Source organism: Pantoea sp. C2G6 (assembly GCF_051336815.1).
In the GTDB taxonomy this organism is placed as follows: Bacteria; Pseudomonadota; Gammaproteobacteria; order Enterobacterales; family Enterobacteriaceae; genus Pantoea.
This window is the reverse complement of sequence record NZ_JBGMNJ010000001.1, coordinates 256868-271643: the sequence shown is the minus strand read 5'-3', so window position 1 is coordinate 271643 and position 14776 is coordinate 256868. Positions and strand designations below refer to the sequence as shown.

General features: G+C 54.4%; 15 protein-coding genes and 3 tRNA genes. 6 read left to right on the top strand and 12 right to left on the bottom strand.

Going from position 1 to position 14776, the window contains the following annotated elements:
* Window positions 1-181 precede the first annotated feature (181 nt).
* Both ACCW71_RS01260 and ACCW71_RS01255 read left to right on the top strand, forming a co-directional pair.
* A complete protein-coding gene (locus ACCW71_RS01260) occupies window positions 182-661 on the top strand; it encodes an Hcp family type VI secretion system effector (protein ID WP_436369083.1) in 480 nt (159 codons plus the stop codon).
* A 161-nt stretch (window positions 662-822) separates the two neighbouring features.
* Window positions 823-1845, top strand: coding sequence for a tyrosine-type recombinase/integrase (locus ACCW71_RS01255; RefSeq protein ID WP_436369081.1), 1023 nt, complete (start codon window positions 823-825; stop codon window positions 1843-1845).
* Window positions 1846-1948: 103 nt separating this feature from the next.
* Here the strand turns inward: ACCW71_RS01255 and ACCW71_RS01250 are convergent.
* The 6 genes from ACCW71_RS01250 to uvrY all read right to left on the bottom strand — a co-directional run bounded on the left by ACCW71_RS01250 (window position 1949) and on the right by uvrY (window position 5489).
* Window positions 1949-2035: transfer RNA gene (locus ACCW71_RS01250), tRNA-Leu, on the bottom strand.
* 10 nt (window positions 2036-2045) lie between these two features.
* A tRNA-Cys gene (locus ACCW71_RS01245) sits at window positions 2046-2119 on the bottom strand.
* Between the two features lie 40 nt (window positions 2120-2159).
* Window positions 2160-2235 (bottom strand) — tRNA-Gly (locus ACCW71_RS01240).
* 152 nt (window positions 2236-2387) lie between these two features.
* Window positions 2388-2936, bottom strand: coding sequence for a CDP-diacylglycerol--glycerol-3-phosphate 3-phosphatidyltransferase (pgsA, locus tag ACCW71_RS01235; protein WP_436369080.1), 549 nt, complete (start codon window positions 2934-2936; stop codon window positions 2388-2390).
* A 68-nt stretch (window positions 2937-3004) separates the two neighbouring features.
* On the bottom strand, window positions 3005-4837 hold the full coding sequence (gene uvrC / locus ACCW71_RS01230) for an excinuclease ABC subunit UvrC (protein ID WP_436369079.1): 1833 nt from the start codon (window positions 4835-4837) through the stop codon (window positions 3005-3007).
* On the bottom strand, window positions 4830-5489 hold the full coding sequence (gene uvrY / locus ACCW71_RS01225; RefSeq protein WP_436369078.1) for a UvrY/SirA/GacA family response regulator transcription factor: 660 nt from the start codon (window positions 5487-5489) through the stop codon (window positions 4830-4832). Before uvrY ends, uvrC begins: the two co-directional genes overlap by 8 nt.
* A 432-nt stretch (window positions 5490-5921) precedes the next feature.
* Here uvrY and ACCW71_RS01220 point away from each other — a divergent pair, with 432 nt between their 5' ends.
* Window positions 5922-6146, top strand: coding sequence for a DUF2594 family protein (locus tag ACCW71_RS01220; RefSeq protein WP_094121818.1), 225 nt, complete (start codon window positions 5922-5924; stop codon window positions 6144-6146).
* A gap of 32 nt (window positions 6147-6178) precedes the next feature.
* Here ACCW71_RS01220 and ACCW71_RS01215 read toward each other — a convergent pair whose 3' ends face one another.
* From ACCW71_RS01215 to ACCW71_RS01200, 4 genes are all read right to left on the bottom strand, one after another.
* Complete coding sequence (locus tag ACCW71_RS01215) at window positions 6179-6790, bottom strand: autoinducer synthase (RefSeq protein ID WP_436369077.1); 612 nt, start codon at window positions 6788-6790, stop codon at window positions 6179-6181.
* A 123-nt stretch (window positions 6791-6913) separates the two neighbouring features.
* Window positions 6914-7636: a transcriptional regulator SdiA gene (gene sdiA / locus ACCW71_RS01210; protein ID WP_436369075.1), complete on the bottom strand. Its 723-nt coding sequence runs from the start codon at window positions 7634-7636 to the stop codon at window positions 6914-6916.
* 565 nt (window positions 7637-8201) lie between these two features.
* Window positions 8202-8363, bottom strand: coding sequence for a hypothetical protein (locus ACCW71_RS01205; RefSeq protein ID WP_436369074.1), 162 nt, complete (start codon window positions 8361-8363; stop codon window positions 8202-8204).
* Window positions 8364-8588: 225 nt separating this feature from the next.
* The gene (locus ACCW71_RS01200) at window positions 8589-9284 is read right to left on the bottom strand and encodes an extensin-like domain-containing protein (protein WP_436369073.1); all 696 of its coding nucleotides are present in this window, start codon (window positions 9282-9284) and stop codon (window positions 8589-8591) included.
* 285 nt (window positions 9285-9569) lie between these two features.
* Between ACCW71_RS01200 and cycA the strand changes: the two genes are divergently transcribed.
* Window positions 9570-10964, top strand: coding sequence for a D-serine/D-alanine/glycine transporter (gene cycA, locus ACCW71_RS01195; RefSeq protein WP_436369072.1), 1395 nt, complete (start codon window positions 9570-9572; stop codon window positions 10962-10964).
* Window positions 10965-11011: 47 nt separating this feature from the next.
* Here cycA and ACCW71_RS01190 read toward each other — a convergent pair whose 3' ends face one another.
* Both ACCW71_RS01190 and rutR read right to left on the bottom strand, forming a co-directional pair.
* Window positions 11012-11986, bottom strand: a complete 975-nt coding sequence (locus tag ACCW71_RS01190; RefSeq protein ID WP_436369071.1) for a metal-dependent hydrolase — start codon at window positions 11984-11986, stop codon at window positions 11012-11014.
* Window positions 11987-12023: 37 nt separating this feature from the next.
* Window positions 12024-12659: an HTH-type transcriptional regulator RutR gene (rutR, locus tag ACCW71_RS01185; RefSeq protein ID WP_436369070.1), complete on the bottom strand. Its 636-nt coding sequence runs from the start codon at window positions 12657-12659 to the stop codon at window positions 12024-12026.
* Between the two features lie 306 nt (window positions 12660-12965).
* Between rutR and rutA the strand changes: the two genes are divergently transcribed.
* Window positions 12966-14057, top strand: a complete 1092-nt coding sequence (gene rutA, locus ACCW71_RS01180; RefSeq protein WP_436369068.1) for a pyrimidine utilization protein A — start codon at window positions 12966-12968, stop codon at window positions 14055-14057.
* A complete protein-coding gene (rutB, locus tag ACCW71_RS01175) occupies window positions 14057-14770 on the top strand; it encodes a pyrimidine utilization protein B (RefSeq protein ID WP_436369066.1) in 714 nt (237 codons plus the stop codon). Before rutA ends, rutB begins: the two co-directional genes overlap by 1 nt.
* The last annotated feature ends 6 nt before the right edge of the window (window positions 14771-14776 follow it).

Here is a 14776-nt window from a genome sequence, read left to right as displayed (position 1 = left end):
CTGAAGTTTATGGTCCGCCTTTGCTTGTTCTTGCTTTTTCAATAATCTTTGTACGGATTTTTCCAGACGGTCCTTACTGGCCCATACCTGTCTTCGTGGCATTGGTAATAATATTCTTTACAAAAATCGTTAAATGATAAAAATCCTTGGCGAATATTATTTTTTATTATAAGGAAATAACATGTCTACACCAGCTCATTTATGGCTTGAGGATGAAAATGGCTCACCAATCGTTGGTAGTTGCCAGATGCCCTTACGGTTAAATTCTATTGAGTTAAAATCTTTCTCACATCACATTACCATTCCAGTCGATACATCCAGAGGAAAACTAACCGGATCGCGTATTCACAGCCCTATAACTATCGTTAAAGAGTTCGACCAGACAACGCCGCTCCTTTATCGAGGAGTCTGTGAGGGCCGTACGTTCAGGAAAGGCACAATAAAAATGTATCGCATTGTTGAATCAGGAATTGAACAGGAATATTTTAATATAATGCTTGATCATATAAAAATTACCACGATATCGCCCTATCTGGCACCCAATGGTCTCAGCAGCACCCATCTTGAAACTATTGAACTACGATATGCGGCGATCACCTGGAAATATACTGATGGAAATATTATATATCGCGACGTCTGGAACGAGTTTGCTATAGCGTGAAATAAAAAACAACCCAAATATCAGAGCCACCAGCATACTGAGATAGCCCAAACTCACCGGGGTCGCCCCAGAACTACCTGGCAGCACTTTAATGATCCATTATCGTCGCGTAAAACCCCAATCGTTGATCAGTATGAACCTAATTTCGGAGCATTAGAGTAATGGCGCGCGTTCGCAAAAATAGCGCCGATGCCTGGATGCCCCCTCGCGTATATCGTGGCAGATCGGCATATGAGTTCCATCCAAAAAATGGTGGCGCTATTCGTCTCTGTAATCTGGATGCTGCTCAGTCTGCGGTATGGGCTGCGTATGAGGCGCTAATTAACGAAATACCTGATGATAAGTTGTTGTCGTCACTGGCTGAGCGTTTTTTCAGATCGGCTGATTTTTTTGAACTGGCGCGGGAGACACAGAGGGACTACCTGAAATATTCAAAAAATGTTTTAGCTGTTTTCGGGGCCATGCCTTCTGATGCAATCAGGCCAGAGCACGTCAGAAAGTACATGGACAAGCGCGGATTAAAGAGCCGGGTGCAGGCCAACCGCGAAAAAGCGTTTATGTCCCGCATGTACCGCTGGGGCTATGAGCGTGGCATGGTTAAGGGCAATCCAACGAAAGGGGTTAAAAAGTTCAAGGAGGTGTCGCGTGATCGGTATGTGACCGATGCAGAGTACCAGGCTCTCTATTCATGCGCGCCTGATGTGGTCAAGATAGCTATGGAACTGGCCTACCTCACCTGCTCGCGTCAGGGTGACATTCTCGCAATGAAAAAGAGCCAGATCGTGGATGAGGGCATACTGATTAAACAGAGTAAAACCAGTGTTGCTCAGATTAAAGCGTGGTCGCCACGGTTTGCAGCAGCAATCAAAATGGCTGCTGAACTTACCCTTAAACCCGGGATGAGTAGTATTTTCATCATCCACCAGCCTAACGGTTCTGGCTATACCCGGGACGGGTTTAATAGTCGCTGGAGTGCTGCACGCGAAGCAGCAAAGCAAAAATTTCCAGAGCTACTATTTGATTTCACATTTCACGATTTGAAGGCAAAGGGGGTTTCTGATCTGGAGGGTGATTTGTACGAAAAGCGCGCTATTACAGGCCATAAAAATGTTGAGCAGACTGCGGCGTATGACAGGAAAATCGTTGTAGTTCCTGTGGTCGGTGGGCAGGCAAAGAAGAAATAATATTAGGAAGTGATATTAGGAAACTGATTGCAGCACAAAAAAACCGCCTCTGAGGGGCGGTCATACGACACTGCTTATCATTGATTTTATTGGTAATTCGATATGGTGCCCGGGGCGGGACTTGAACCCGCACGACCTTACGATCGAGGGATTTTAAATCCCTTGTGTCTACCGATTTCACCACCCGGGCAGGGTGTAACTGGAGGCGCGTCCCGGAGTCGAACCGAGGTACACGGATTTGCAATCCGCTGCATAGCCACTCTGCCAACGCGCCTTAAACTGATGTGCCGTCAGGCTAACCTGACCTGCGAATCTGGAGCGGGAAACGAGACTCGAACTCGCGACCCCGACCTTGGCAAGGTCGTGCTCTACCAACTGAGCTATTCCCGCATTTTTCAGCAACTTCATCGAACCTGCTGATTTTCTTTATCTTCTGGCAGACTGGCTGCCGTTCGATGCGATGCATTCTACTGACCTGACGCAATGAGTCAATAAAATTATCCTCACCGCGTGTCCGTTTGCTGCTTTTTAAATCGTATCGATCACGGTTCGAGCAGATCGCCGCGCGCTGCGCTTAAATACTGGAACATCGACCAGAAAGTCAGCACCGCCGCAACATATAACGCCGCCACACCAATCGCGACCACGGTGGCGTCAGGACGCCACAGCAGTGCAAAAAGAGACAACATTTGTGCCGTCGTTTTCACTTTACCAATCCAGGAAACGGAGACGCTGCTGCGCTTGCCAATCTCCGCCATCCACTCGCGCAACGCGGAGATAATGATCTCGCGCGCGATCATGGTGGCGGCAGGCAGGGTAATCCACCAGGCGTGGAAATATTCCGCGACCAGCACCAGCGCTATCGCCACCAGTACCTTATCCGCTACCGGGTCGAGAAAAGCGCCAAAGCGGGTCGTCTGCTTCCAGCGGCGCGCCAGAAAGCCGTCGAACCAGTCGGTGACGGCAGCAAAGATAAAAATCAATGCGGTAGCAAGCGGAGCCCAGTAAAACGGCAGATAGAAAGCCAGCACAAAGAACGGGATGAGCACGACTCGAAACAGGGTGAGACACGTCGGAATGTTTAATTGCATATGCCGGTAACTGTCTGGAATAGGTAGAATTTCACCTATGTTCCTACATTGCCCCCCCCGTTTCAATGCTAGTGTTTCAACGAGTAGTATATTTTTTCTGCCAGCGCATGTGAGATGCCGGGAACATTGGCGATCTCTTCCACTGAAGCGTTCATCAGCGGTTGCAGGCCCCCCATGTACTTAAGCAGCTGCTGGCGGCGTTTCGGCCCCACCCCTTCAATGCTCTCAAGCGCACTGGTGTTCTTCACTTTAGCCCGCTTTTTACGGTGGCCCGAAATTGCATGATTGTGAGCGTCATCACGAATGTGCTGAATGACGTGCAGCGCCGGCGCGTCCGGTGGCAGAGAAACCCCCTCACCTTCCGCTTCAAAGAAGAGTGTCTCCAGTCCGGCTTTACGATCGCTGCCTTTGGCCACGCCCAGTAAAATTGGTCGGGTTTTATCCCAGGGCACATCCAGCTCAGCGAAAACCTCAATCGCCTGCGCCAGTTGCCCTTTACCGCCGTCGATCAGGATGACATCCGGGATTTTATCTTCTTCAATCGCTTTACCGTAGCGACGACGTAGCACCTGATTCATCGCGGCGTAATCATCGCCTGGCGTGATCCCGCTGATGTTATAGCGACGATAATCGGCACGCAGCGGGCCATTTGAATCGAACACCACGCAGGAGGCGATGGTCTGTTCGCCCATGGTGTGGCTAATATCGAAACACTCCATGCGCGTAATCTTGTCGAGATCAAGAAACTCCGCCAGTGCCGCCAGCCGCTGATGGATGGTGGAGTGCTGCGATAGTCGGGTGGTCAGCGCCGTCGCGGCATTGGTCCGCGCCAGTTTCAGATAGCGGGCGCGATCGCCGCGCGGCTTGCTCTGAATATTGACCCGTCGACCCGCCAGTTCACTCAGCGACTCCGCCAGCAGCTCGCGCTCCGGTAAGGTGAAGTCGAGCAGAATATCGCCTGGCAGAGTGCGGGCTTCACTGCCCTGAAGGTAGAACTGTCCGACAAAGGTCTGCACCACTTCGGCCATATCGGTGTCCGCTGGCACTTTGGGGAAGTAACTGCGGCTGCCCAGCACTTTGCCCTGGCGGATAAAGAGCACGTGCAGGCAGGCCATGCCCGCCTCGTAGGCCACGCCCATCACATCCAGGTCATCGCCCTGGTTAGAGACAAACTGTTTTTCGGTGATGCGTCGCACCGCCTGAATCTGATCGCGCAGCTGCGCGGCCTCTTCAAAGCGCAGGCCAATACTCGCCTCTTCCATCCGTTTCACCAGCTGGTTCAGCACCTGGTCATCTTTGCCCGCCAGGAACAGACGCACATAGTCGGTCTGCTGCGCATACTCCTCCTCACTCACCAGGCCAGCCACACAGGGCCCCAGACAGCGGCCAATCTGATATTGCAGGCAGGGTCGGGAGCGATTGCGGTAGACGCTGTTTTCACACTGGCGGATAGGGAAGACTTTCTGGAGCAGCCCCAGGGTCTCACGCACCGCGTAACCGTTGGGGAACGGGCCAAAGTATTCGCCTTTGGCATGTTTCGCGCCACGGTGCATCGCCAGACGCGGATGGGTGTCGCTGCTGAGAAAGATGTAAGGATAGGATTTATCGTCGCGCAGCAGTACGTTATAGCGCGGCTGGTAGAGCTTGATGTAGTTGTGCTCAAGCAGCAGCGCTTCGGTTTCGGTGTGGGTTACGGTGACATCGATGTGCTGAATGTTACTCACCAGCGCTTCGGTTTTGCGACTGCCGACCTGAGTGCGAAAATAGCTGGTCAAACGCTTCTTCAGGTCTTTGGCTTTGCCCACATAGATGACGGTCTCTGAGGCGTCATACATGCGGTAAACGCCGGGCTTGCTGGTTACCGTACTCAGAAAAGCTTTGGAATCAAAAACGTTACTCACTACTGATTAACGGCTCCGCATTATAGAGGCCATGTCGAATGGCCAGATGCGTTAACTCTACGTCGCCACTGATGTTCAGCTTACTGAACATGCGGTAACGGTAGCTGTTAACGGTTTTAGGACTGAGATTTAACTGCTCGGAAATTTCCGTCACCTTTTGTCCCCGGGTGATCATCAGCATAATCTGCAATTCCCGTTCCGACAAACAGCTGAAGGGAGATTCCGCTTTCTGCGGCTCAATCTGGCTCAGCGCCATCTGCTGAGCAATATCTGAAGCGATGTAGCGCTGCCCGGCGTTCACTGAGCGAATGGCGTTGATCACCTCCTGCGGCGCAGCGCCTTTGCTGAGGTAGCCCGCCGCCCCCGCCTGCATCACTTTAGCCGGCAACGGATTTTCGGTATGAATGGTCAGCATGATGATTTTGATGTCGGGATTGTAACGCACGATTTTGCGCGTCGCCTCCAGCCCACCGATACCTGGCATGTTCATATCCATCAGGATCACATCCACCTGATTGGCACGACACCATTTTGCCGCATCCTCGCCACAGTTCACTTCCCCGACCACCACCAGACCTTTGACATCCTCCAGGATGCGGCGGATACCAGCACGTACCAGTTCATGGTCATCAACAAGAAGCACACTGATCAACGGGGAGACTCCAGAGGCTAAAAAAAGAGGGAGCAATTAGCTATTGAGAAGCGCAATCATACCCGCTTTTACCCCAAAAGCACATCAACAAAGCAAAACAGTGGTCAGGGTGCATGATTCGGCTGACGCACGCTATCTGGCGAAGAATACGCTAATTCCGCGCCCTCTGAATTGTTTAAATAACGGTTTAAATGTTGGTTTTTCAGTAGATTAATCCACTCGACCGCTTAACAAAGAGATAGTCTTCCTGCCCTGCGGCCCAGGCGGTTACCCGCGTGATTACGTCAGGCGATTAATTAGCAGCACTGCATTAACGCTGCTTTTACATACAAGCGAACCGGTTACATCAGCAACTTAACGACCCTGTGATATACTCACGCACTGCTATACGGACAGATTGCCAACAAGTTGTCATTCACCAAGGAGAAACTCATGAGCGATGAAGATTTTGCAACTTCGCAGGAAGCCCGGAAATTATCGGATGAAATCGCTGGTCTGAAGATGATGATCACCCTGATTCTGAAAGGAATGGGCCAGGCTGACGCCGGAAAAGTGATTATCAACATGGAACGCTATGTGCAGACGCTGGGCGATAAACCACAGGCGGAAGTGTTCAGCAATACCATCAAGCAGATTAAAGCCGCTTACCGTCAGTAAGCTTTTGCCCCCAGCGTCCGGGGGCAACTCATTCAGCTATGCGACTGCCAGTTGACCGAGACCCCCAGCGATGGCAGCACCTCTTCCGGGCTGAAGCGGCGTGTGCCCCGATATTTCTCTGCCAGGGCGGGCTGCGCCACCGGAATGCGGATCGCAAACAGATTATCTTCTGACACGATCAATCCCGGCGTTAAGGGCTCATACACCACCTGGTGCTGCTCAAACATCTTCTCCAGCATCGGCGTCGCCGAGCTGATGATGTACTCCATACCGTTCAGCTCCGCCAGCTGCACCGCGTGCCAGAGAATATTCAGCGGCAATTCAGCGTCCACCTCCAGCCGTGCCGAGAAGCGCGACATCTCCCACACTTTCTCATGGCTGAACGGCAGCACAATGCCTTCGCTCTGTTCAGGCTCAAACCACGGCATCAGACGTGCGCAGCCACTGATGCCGTCACGGGCATTCCAGGCAATCAGCCAGGTGACATCGGAACGATCGTAGCGATCGTACTCCTGCCCCGGCGTGCTCAGACGCGGCGGGATTGACCATCCTTCGCCACGTGCAAAGACGCTGTATCGGTAGCTTCCCAGTTCGGCAAGCAAAGAGGATGGCATATCCTTTAACTGCGTTTGCACTATTTTCATCATGCGCCTCTGACATCCCCATGTTTGCAATGATTTCTTTGCGCCAGCCCAGACAAAGCCCCGGCGCAGGGTAGACAACGGAATTGTGCAAAGGAACTACCAAAGGTAGTAGTTGCTTTTCATTCAAATCAGTCCGATTGCCGCGGCATAGCAGGCAATCTGCGTTTTATTGGAAACATTAAAACGCTTTTGCATATTTTTTTGGTGAAAATTAACGGTGTGTTCGGATATCGACAAAATAAGCGAAATTTCGACCGCGGTTTTCCCTTCGGCAGTCCATTTCAGAATTTCCAGCTCGCGCTGACTGAACGTTTTTTTCAGTACCATCATGGCGTCATCGCTAAAGCGTTCCAGCGTATCCAGGCTTAGTTCCGCTAAAAAGTGTAGTTTAACTTCCAGCTCCATATGACGGGGCTGGACAGAAACAGGCTGCTGCGATGAGATAGATAATATACCAATGACACGATTTGGTGCCATTGCAGAACAAGAAAAACCGCTCTGTAGCCCATGCGCCCTGGCATCACGCCACAGATTGCCTGCCTCACTGAACAACTCCCCCGTCCAGGCCATTCCCCGGCCTGGCCGCTGGCACAACTGCAACACCGGATCGACCGCGTAATAGTTGTGCGCTACATAATGCTTCACCCATAATTTGGGATAGGTGCTATATAAATGAATGCGCGGTCGGGTAAAAGGCACCGGATGCTGAATCAAAAAAGCGTAGTAGTCGAAGCCCAGCGATTCTGTTAAACGTTGCAATAACGCTTTCAATTCAGAAAGAGCCGTTAATGCCTGAAATTGTTGTTTCACCTCACCTCGCCAGGCGAAATAATTCTCGATACACATATTGCCTCAGCATTCTTTTCACGCACCAGTGCGGTAGTATTGATTCTGGCTCATCAGATAAAAAATAAATTATCAGAAGAAAATAAATTTATTGTGCGTGATGAACCCACCGTAATAGCCCGGGCATAAAATTTTCATCGTCAGGTGTGAATAAAAAATCACCCCTGTCTGCTGAATGTGAGGCCGACTGCGGCAAATTCAATTACCCGAAGAGAATAAGATTTTTCTTATAAGATTTCAATCCCCGCCAGCGCGCTTAATTTTCCAGCAGCCCTGCCAGAACAGAATGATAATCTTTAATCGCGCTACTCGATTTAGGGGTAATTAGTCTTTATACCCGGCGTTAAACGTGTCATTTATCAGTGCGCAGATAAAGCCAGCCTGGCACCTATTTCCCTACGAAATAAGAGCGCGTCTCATTCCTGTTCGCTCTACCATAGAGACAGTGTCGCACCGGCCGCTATGCCGCATGGCGCTGCGCACCGCAGAAAAAAAGCGGGCTGACGCTGACGCAGAGAGCAAAGCCCTATCAGAACGGACAACAATTATTTTTCGCCACACTGTATTAAGCCACCGCCACTATTTTAGTTATGCTGATAATCACGCGACTAAACCATCTGAAAATAAGCACGTTGCCGGGTTTACAGGCCACCTTCTCACCGCAATTTTTTATTAATGTGGTAAATGCTGCGATATTGCGCCCTGCCGCGGCGTGAAAAGGTTTCATTCCGGCCTCCCTTTGCAGAGATACCCGGCTGAGCCGGGGGATTAATCAGCCCGCTATTTTCTCTTTATTCTGCTGGTCCTGAGAGCGGTTAATGATTAGCGGGAGAAAACATTACCGGACGCCATTTGATTTATGTCACACGCCGCGAGGAAAGGTGGTTTTGTTTTTTTCCTCTGCGACGCCTCCCTATTTGATCAAATAGCGGTATTAATCCTTTCTGATGATTTATCGGCAATAGCCGGCGCCGCGCATACCGAGATGGAAATGGGAAGCGTGCGACGCATTGTAGTCAGGTCCCAGCGCGTTACCGAATACGCCACAGCCGCCGCGCCACAGGGTATGCAGCATGGCCGCCTTCTCTTCCGGCTGCTGCCAGTGGCGGCTCACCTCCAGCCGCTGCCCGTCAGCCAGCTGAAAAGCGGTGACATCCCAGGCATCGGCGGTGGCATGTTCGCTGAGCCGTCCCTGCGCCCGATGATAAATATTACGGCAGGCGTAGCTGCCGACATGGGAAATCCGTACCAGTGGACTCTGCATTTGCTGTGCGGTCTGCGCGCGACTGCGCAGGGCATACATGGTGCTGGCGACCGCCATCGGACAGCTGGCCAGAAAACTGCTGCTGAGGCTGACCGGGCCAAACTTCTGAATGCGCAACGGATGGCTGAGCGGACACTGCCCGCTGACCGCCGGACGCTCACTGAAGCTGACGAAGCCCGCCTGCTGCGCACGGCGCATCACCGCCAGGCAGGCGTCGGGATCGCTGGCCAGCCGTTTCATCTTCATCTGTGTCATCCAGCCCGGCGGATCGGTGACCGAGAGCGGCGTAAAGGGATTGAACTGCGGCGGCAGATGCTGTTTCAGCCAGGGTAAGCTGACCCAGCCCAGCGCGATTAACAACAAAAACAGGATAAGCGTGCGCATCGTCCCTCTGGCAGCATGATGATTAGCAAATAAAAAGTGTAGAAGCCCAATCGCCTGCACGCGGCCGGGCTGACACAACGTGATGAATAATTACCCAGACTGACGGAGGATTGAACGAAATCGCGTTTTATCAGCCGATCCGCGACGGCCGGTGTCACAATTGATAAAAAACCGTTACCGGCTTCCGGCTCTCTTCCTCTATCTTATGCCGTCTTGCCCACGGGCAACCTCGTTCAGTAACAGCCAACAGAGCTGACACAACATCAAGACAGGAAAGACACGTTTATGGTTGATCACGCAAAAGAAACCTCAATCACGCAGGAAGGGCCGGATAAGCTGCGGCGCAACCTGCACAACCGACATATCCAGCTGATCGCCATTGGCGGCGCTATCGGCACCGGCCTGTTTATGGGCTCCGGCAAGACGATTAGCCTGGCGGGACCGTCGATCATTTTCGTCTACATGATCATCGGTTTTATGCTGTTCTTCGTTATGCGCGCCATGGGCGAGCTGCTGCTCTCCAACCTGGAGTACAAATCTTTCAGCGATTTTGCCGCTGACCTGCTCGGCCCCTGGGCGGGCTACTTTACCGGCTGGACCTACTGGTTCTGCTGGGTGGTGACCGGCATTGCCGATGTGGTGGCGATCAGCGCCTATTTCCAGCTCTGGTTCCCCGGCTTCTCCATCTGGATGAGCGCCCTGCTCTGCGTGGTGATTTTCCTGGCGCTGAACATTGCCACCGTCAAACTGTTTGGCGAGATGGAGTTCTGGTTCGCCATCATTAAAATCGTCGCGATTGTGGCGCTGATCATCACCGGCATTGTACTGGTGTCGATGCACTATCCGTCACCCGGCGGCGGCACCGCCTCGCTGAGCAATATCTGGGATCATGGCGGCCTGTTCCCGAAAGGACTCAGCGGCTTCTTTGCCGGTTTCCAGATTGCGGTTTTCGCCTTTGTCGGCATTGAACTGGTGGGGACGGCGGCGGCGGAAACCCACGACCCGCATAAAGTGTTACCGCGCGCGATCAATGCGATTCCGCTGCGGGTCATTATGTTCTACGTGCTGGCGCTGATGGTGATTATGGCGGTGACGCCCTGGACCCAGGTGATGGCCGATCGCAGCCCGTTTGTTGAGATGTTCGTGCTGATTGGTCTGCCGGCGGCGGCGAGTATCGTCAACTTCGTGGTGCTGACCTCGGCGGCCTCCTCGGCCAACAGCGGCATCTTCTCCACCAGCCGTATGCTCTACGGCCTGTCGCAGCAGGGTGTGGCCAGTCGCGCCTTTGGGCGACTCTCGGCCCGTGCGGTGCCGACCACCGGCCTGTTCTTCTCCTGCTTCTGTCTGCTGGCGGGCGTGGCGCTGATTTACCTGATCCCGGATGTGATGAAGGTCTTTACGCTGGTGACCACCGTCTCAGCCATTCTGTTTATGTTTGTCTGGACCATCATCCTGTGCAGCTATCTGGCCTACCGTAAAAAATATCCGCAGCGCCACGCGCAGTCCGGCTTCAAAATGCCGCTGGGTAAATTTATGTGCTGGGTCTGTATGGCGTTCTTTGCCTTTGTGCTGGTGCTGCTTACCTTGCAGGAAGATACGCGCCAGGCGCTGATGGTGACGCCGCTGTGGTTTGTCATGCTGGCGATTGGCTGGCTGCTGCGTCGTCGTCGCAGCCACTGATCCACCGCCTTACTGTGCTGGCCCGGTCATCTGACCGGGCTTTTTTTTTACAGCCGATCACCCAGCGCGGAGAAGGTGGCTGACAGCGAGGGGCGTTCGGACGGCAGACGCTGCGGCTGAGCATCGGGCCGCTCGGGGGTGCCCAGACCAAAGGTGAAGGTGTAGTTCTGCCCTTCTCCCATGCGCAGATCGGCGATAGTGGTCTGCCCATCCTGCTCACGCATGGCGTAAAAGCCGTGGCTGAACCAGGCCACCCGCCCGGCGTACCAGCTCCCCCGGAAGGCGTCGAACAGTTCCGGGTGGCGCGGATACCACTTAACCTGCAACGGGCGATCAGGCGACCAGAGTGACCACCAGGCTTCGCCGTAGCGGTCCGGCGTCATGATCACGCTGCGCCAGACCAGGGTGTTGAAGGGCGTCGGCGTAACCAGCACCTTATCGGCCGGAATGCCCTGCTCCCGCAGCGACGCGCCGATCTGCCAGCCTGCCACGCCCTGAATCACGACACTCCACACCAGGTAGAGCGTGCTGAAGGTCAGTCCGATCCGGCTCCAGCGTACACCCTGTTCACCGCGCCGCCAGAGCGCCACACCCAGACCCATCAGCAGCGGCAAGGTATAGAGCGGATCGACGATGTAAACCGAACCAATAGCGTAGGGATGGTCGGTCAGCGGAAGACCCAGCTGAGTCCCATATACCGTCATCAGATCGAGCAGCGGATGGGTAATCAGCGCCAGCCAGATGGCGGGCCACCATGTCAGCCACCTCAGCCGCGGGCGGAACAGCCCTGCCACCAGCCAGGCAAGCAGCGGCGAAACCAGCGTGAGCCAGAGCAGCGCATGGCTGTCGGTGCGATGCAGCGTCATGTTGCGAATGGCGTCGCCATGATCGATGAAAACGTCAAGATCGGGCAGCGTGCCACAGACGCCACCCACCAGCGCGGCCTGCCAGATGGGCACCCGTCGCCCCATCACCGCCACGCTGACCGTGGCGCCCAGTACCCATTGCGAAACAGAATCCATCGGTTTACTCCGTTGCCGCCTGTGAATGTAACCTGAGTTAACGCACCCGGATCCCTTCGATGATCATGCGCTGCACATTGTCGACCGCCTGATCGAAAAACGCCGGATCGCTGAGCGTCTGGCCGGTGACCGCCTCCACCTGGGTCGCGAAATCGGCGTAGTGTTGCGTGGTGGCCCACAGCATAAAAATCAGATGCTGCGGCTGGACGCCCGCCAGTCGCCCTTCATCGATCCAGCGCTCAATAATCGCCGCTTTATCATCGACCAGCTGCTTGAGATCGCCCGCCAGCTCCCCTTTCAGCAGCGGCGCGCCCTGCAACATCTCCAGGCAGAAGAGCCGTGATGCCTGCGGATGGTCGCGTGACACTTCCAGCTTCAGCCGGATGTAGCGCCGAATCGCTACCAGCGGATCCTGATCGTGCGCCAGCGCGCGCAGCGGAGCCAGCCAGACATCCAGAATCTGCTTAAGCACCGCTACATAGAGCACTTCTTTCGAGGGGAAGTAGTAGAGCAGATTGGTTTTCGAAACATCGGCCAGCTCGGCGACTTTATCGAGGCTGGTGCCATGAATGCCAAACTGTGAGAAGAGGGTTAACGCCGCCTCCAGTATCGCCGACCGTTTCGCCGCCACCGCACGCGAGCGCCGCGTTGGCTTTTTTTCATCACTTTTCACACGTTTACCTCATCCATCTGGTCTGATCGCATCATAGCAAAGGGATGCTGCGCTGCCTAACCTGCGCCCTGCACCTTTTTTGCCCAGCCTGCATGGAAAATGTGCAGCGATTTTTGACCAAACGGTCCGAAACGGACCGGCCACTCCACTTACCTCTTTCGGGTTAATTTTAACTCATTGTTATCTAATGCATTAAAAATTGTGGCACACAGTTTGCAGAATTGTGACTGAGCGCAGCCCTCATGGATGACGCAGGATGCAGTGCCGCGCGTGAAACACCTTTCCCTTACTGCAACGAGGTTTCACATGAAGATAGGCGTCTTTATTCCGATTGGTAACAATGGCTGGCTGATTTCATCCAATGCGCCGCAGTACATGCCGACCTTTGAACTCAACAAAGCGATTGTGCTGAAAGCGGAGCACTACCATTTCGACTTTGCGCTCTCGATGATCAAACTGCGCGGCTTTGGCGGAAAAACCGAATTCTGGGATCACAACCTCGAGTCCTTCACCCTGATGGCGGGCCTCGCCGCCGTGACCTCACGCATTGAGATTTACGCCACCGCCGCGACCCTGACGCTGCCACCGGCCATCGTGGCGCGCATGGCGGCCACCATCGACTCTATCTCTGGCGGGCGCTTCGGTGTCAACCTGGTGACCGGCTGGCAGAAACCCGAATATGAGCAGATGGGACTCTGGCCCGGCGATGACTATTTCAGCAGCCGTTACGCCTATCTGACCGAATATGTCACCGTGCTGCGCGATCTGTGGGGCACCGGCAAGTCAGATTTCAAAGGGGATTTCTTCACCATGAACGACTGCCGCGTCAGTCCGCAGCCGCAACGCCCGATGAAGGTGATCTGCGCCGGGCAGAGCGATGCCGGTATGGCCTTCTCCGCCCAGCACGCTGACTACAACTTCTGCTTTGGCAAAGGGGTCAACACGCCTGCTGCGTTCAGCTCAACCTCCATCCGCATGAAGCAGGCCGCTGAAAAAACCGGGCGCGACGTCGGTTCGTATGTGCTGTTTATGATTATCGCCGCCGAAACGGACGAAGCGGCGCGGGCGAAGTGGGAACACTATAAAGCGGGTGCCGATGAAGAGGCGCTCTCCTGGCTCACAACCCAAAGCCAGCAGGACACCAAATCGGGCAGCGATACCAATGTGCGCCAGATGGCCGATCCCACCTCGGCGGTGAATATCAACATGGGCACGCTGGTGGGTTCCTGGGCCAGCGTGGCGCGGATGCTGGACGAAGTAGCGCAGGTGGAAGGCACCCACGGCGTGCTGCTGACCTTTGATGATTTCCTCGAGGGCATTGAGAATTTTGGTCAGCATATACAGCCGCTGATGGCCTGCCGCAGCGCCCTGCTGGATACCGCGCAGGAGGTGGCGTAATGAGTACTGTTTACTGCGCTCATATCCCGGATATTCCGCAGGTTGAACTGCCCGCACGTCCTGAGCCGATCGCCTTCCCGCCCGGCCAGAGTGCCCTGATCGTGGTTGATATGCAGAACGCCTACGCCACCGAAGGCGGCTATCTCGACCTGGCCGGTTTTGATGTCTCCGCCACGAAACCGGTGATTGCGAAGATCCATCAGGCGGTAACGGCGGCGCGCGCGGCGGGCATCCAGATCATCTGGTTCCAGAACGGCTGGGACAGCGACTATGTTGAGGCGGGCGACGCGGGCTCCCCGAATTTCCACAAGTCGAACGCCCTGAAAACCATGCGCAGACAGCCCGAACTCCAGGGCACGCTGCTGTCGAAAGGCGGCTGGGATTACGCGCTGGTGGATGAACTGGTGCCGCAGCCGGGCGACATTGTGCTGCCAAAACCGCGCTACAGCGGCTTCTTTAATACCCCGCTCGACAGCATGCTGCGCAGTCGCGGTATCCGTCATCTGATCTTTACCGGCATCGCCACCAACGTCTGCGTGGAATCGACGCTGCGCGACGGGTTCTTTCTGGAATATTTCGGCGTGGTGCTGGAAGACGCCACCTATCAGGCGGGTCCGGCCTTTGCGCAGCAGGCGGCCCTGTTCAATATCGAAACCTTTTTTGGCTGGGTATCGGATGTCGATACCTTCTGCGAAAGCCTTAACGCCCGTTGATCCCCT

Excerpts from the sequence above, each read along its gene's own strand:
- ACCW71_RS01260 (WP_436369083.1), top strand. The coding sequence starts at position 182 with ATGTCTACACCAGCTCATTTATGGCTTGAGGATGAAAATGGCTCACCA.
- ACCW71_RS01255 (WP_436369081.1), top strand. The coding sequence starts at position 823 with ATGGCGCGCGTTCGCAAAAATAGCGCCGATGCCTGGATGCCCCCTCGC.
- pgsA (WP_436369080.1), bottom strand. The coding sequence starts at position 2,936 with ATGCAATTAAACATTCCGACGTGTCTCACCCTGTTTCGAGTCGTGCTC.
- ACCW71_RS01220 (WP_094121818.1), top strand. The coding sequence starts at position 5,922 with ATGAGCGATGAAGATTTTGCAACTTCGCAGGAAGCCCGGAAATTATCG.
- ACCW71_RS01215 (WP_436369077.1), bottom strand. The coding sequence starts at position 6,790 with ATGAAAATAGTGCAAACGCAGTTAAAGGATATGCCATCCTCTTTGCTT.
- sdiA (WP_436369075.1), bottom strand. The coding sequence starts at position 7,636 with ATGTGTATCGAGAATTATTTCGCCTGGCGAGGTGAGGTGAAACAACAA.
- ACCW71_RS01205 (WP_436369074.1), bottom strand. The coding sequence starts at position 8,363 with ATGAAACCTTTTCACGCCGCGGCAGGGCGCAATATCGCAGCATTTACC.
- ACCW71_RS01200 (WP_436369073.1), bottom strand. The coding sequence starts at position 9,284 with ATGCGCACGCTTATCCTGTTTTTGTTGTTAATCGCGCTGGGCTGGGTC.
- cycA (WP_436369072.1), top strand. The coding sequence starts at position 9,570 with ATGGTTGATCACGCAAAAGAAACCTCAATCACGCAGGAAGGGCCGGAT.
- ACCW71_RS01190 (WP_436369071.1), bottom strand. The coding sequence starts at position 11,986 with ATGGATTCTGTTTCGCAATGGGTACTGGGCGCCACGGTCAGCGTGGCG.
- rutA (WP_436369068.1), top strand. The coding sequence starts at position 12,966 with ATGAAGATAGGCGTCTTTATTCCGATTGGTAACAATGGCTGGCTGATT.
- rutB (WP_436369066.1), top strand. The coding sequence starts at position 14,057 with ATGAGTACTGTTTACTGCGCTCATATCCCGGATATTCCGCAGGTTGAA.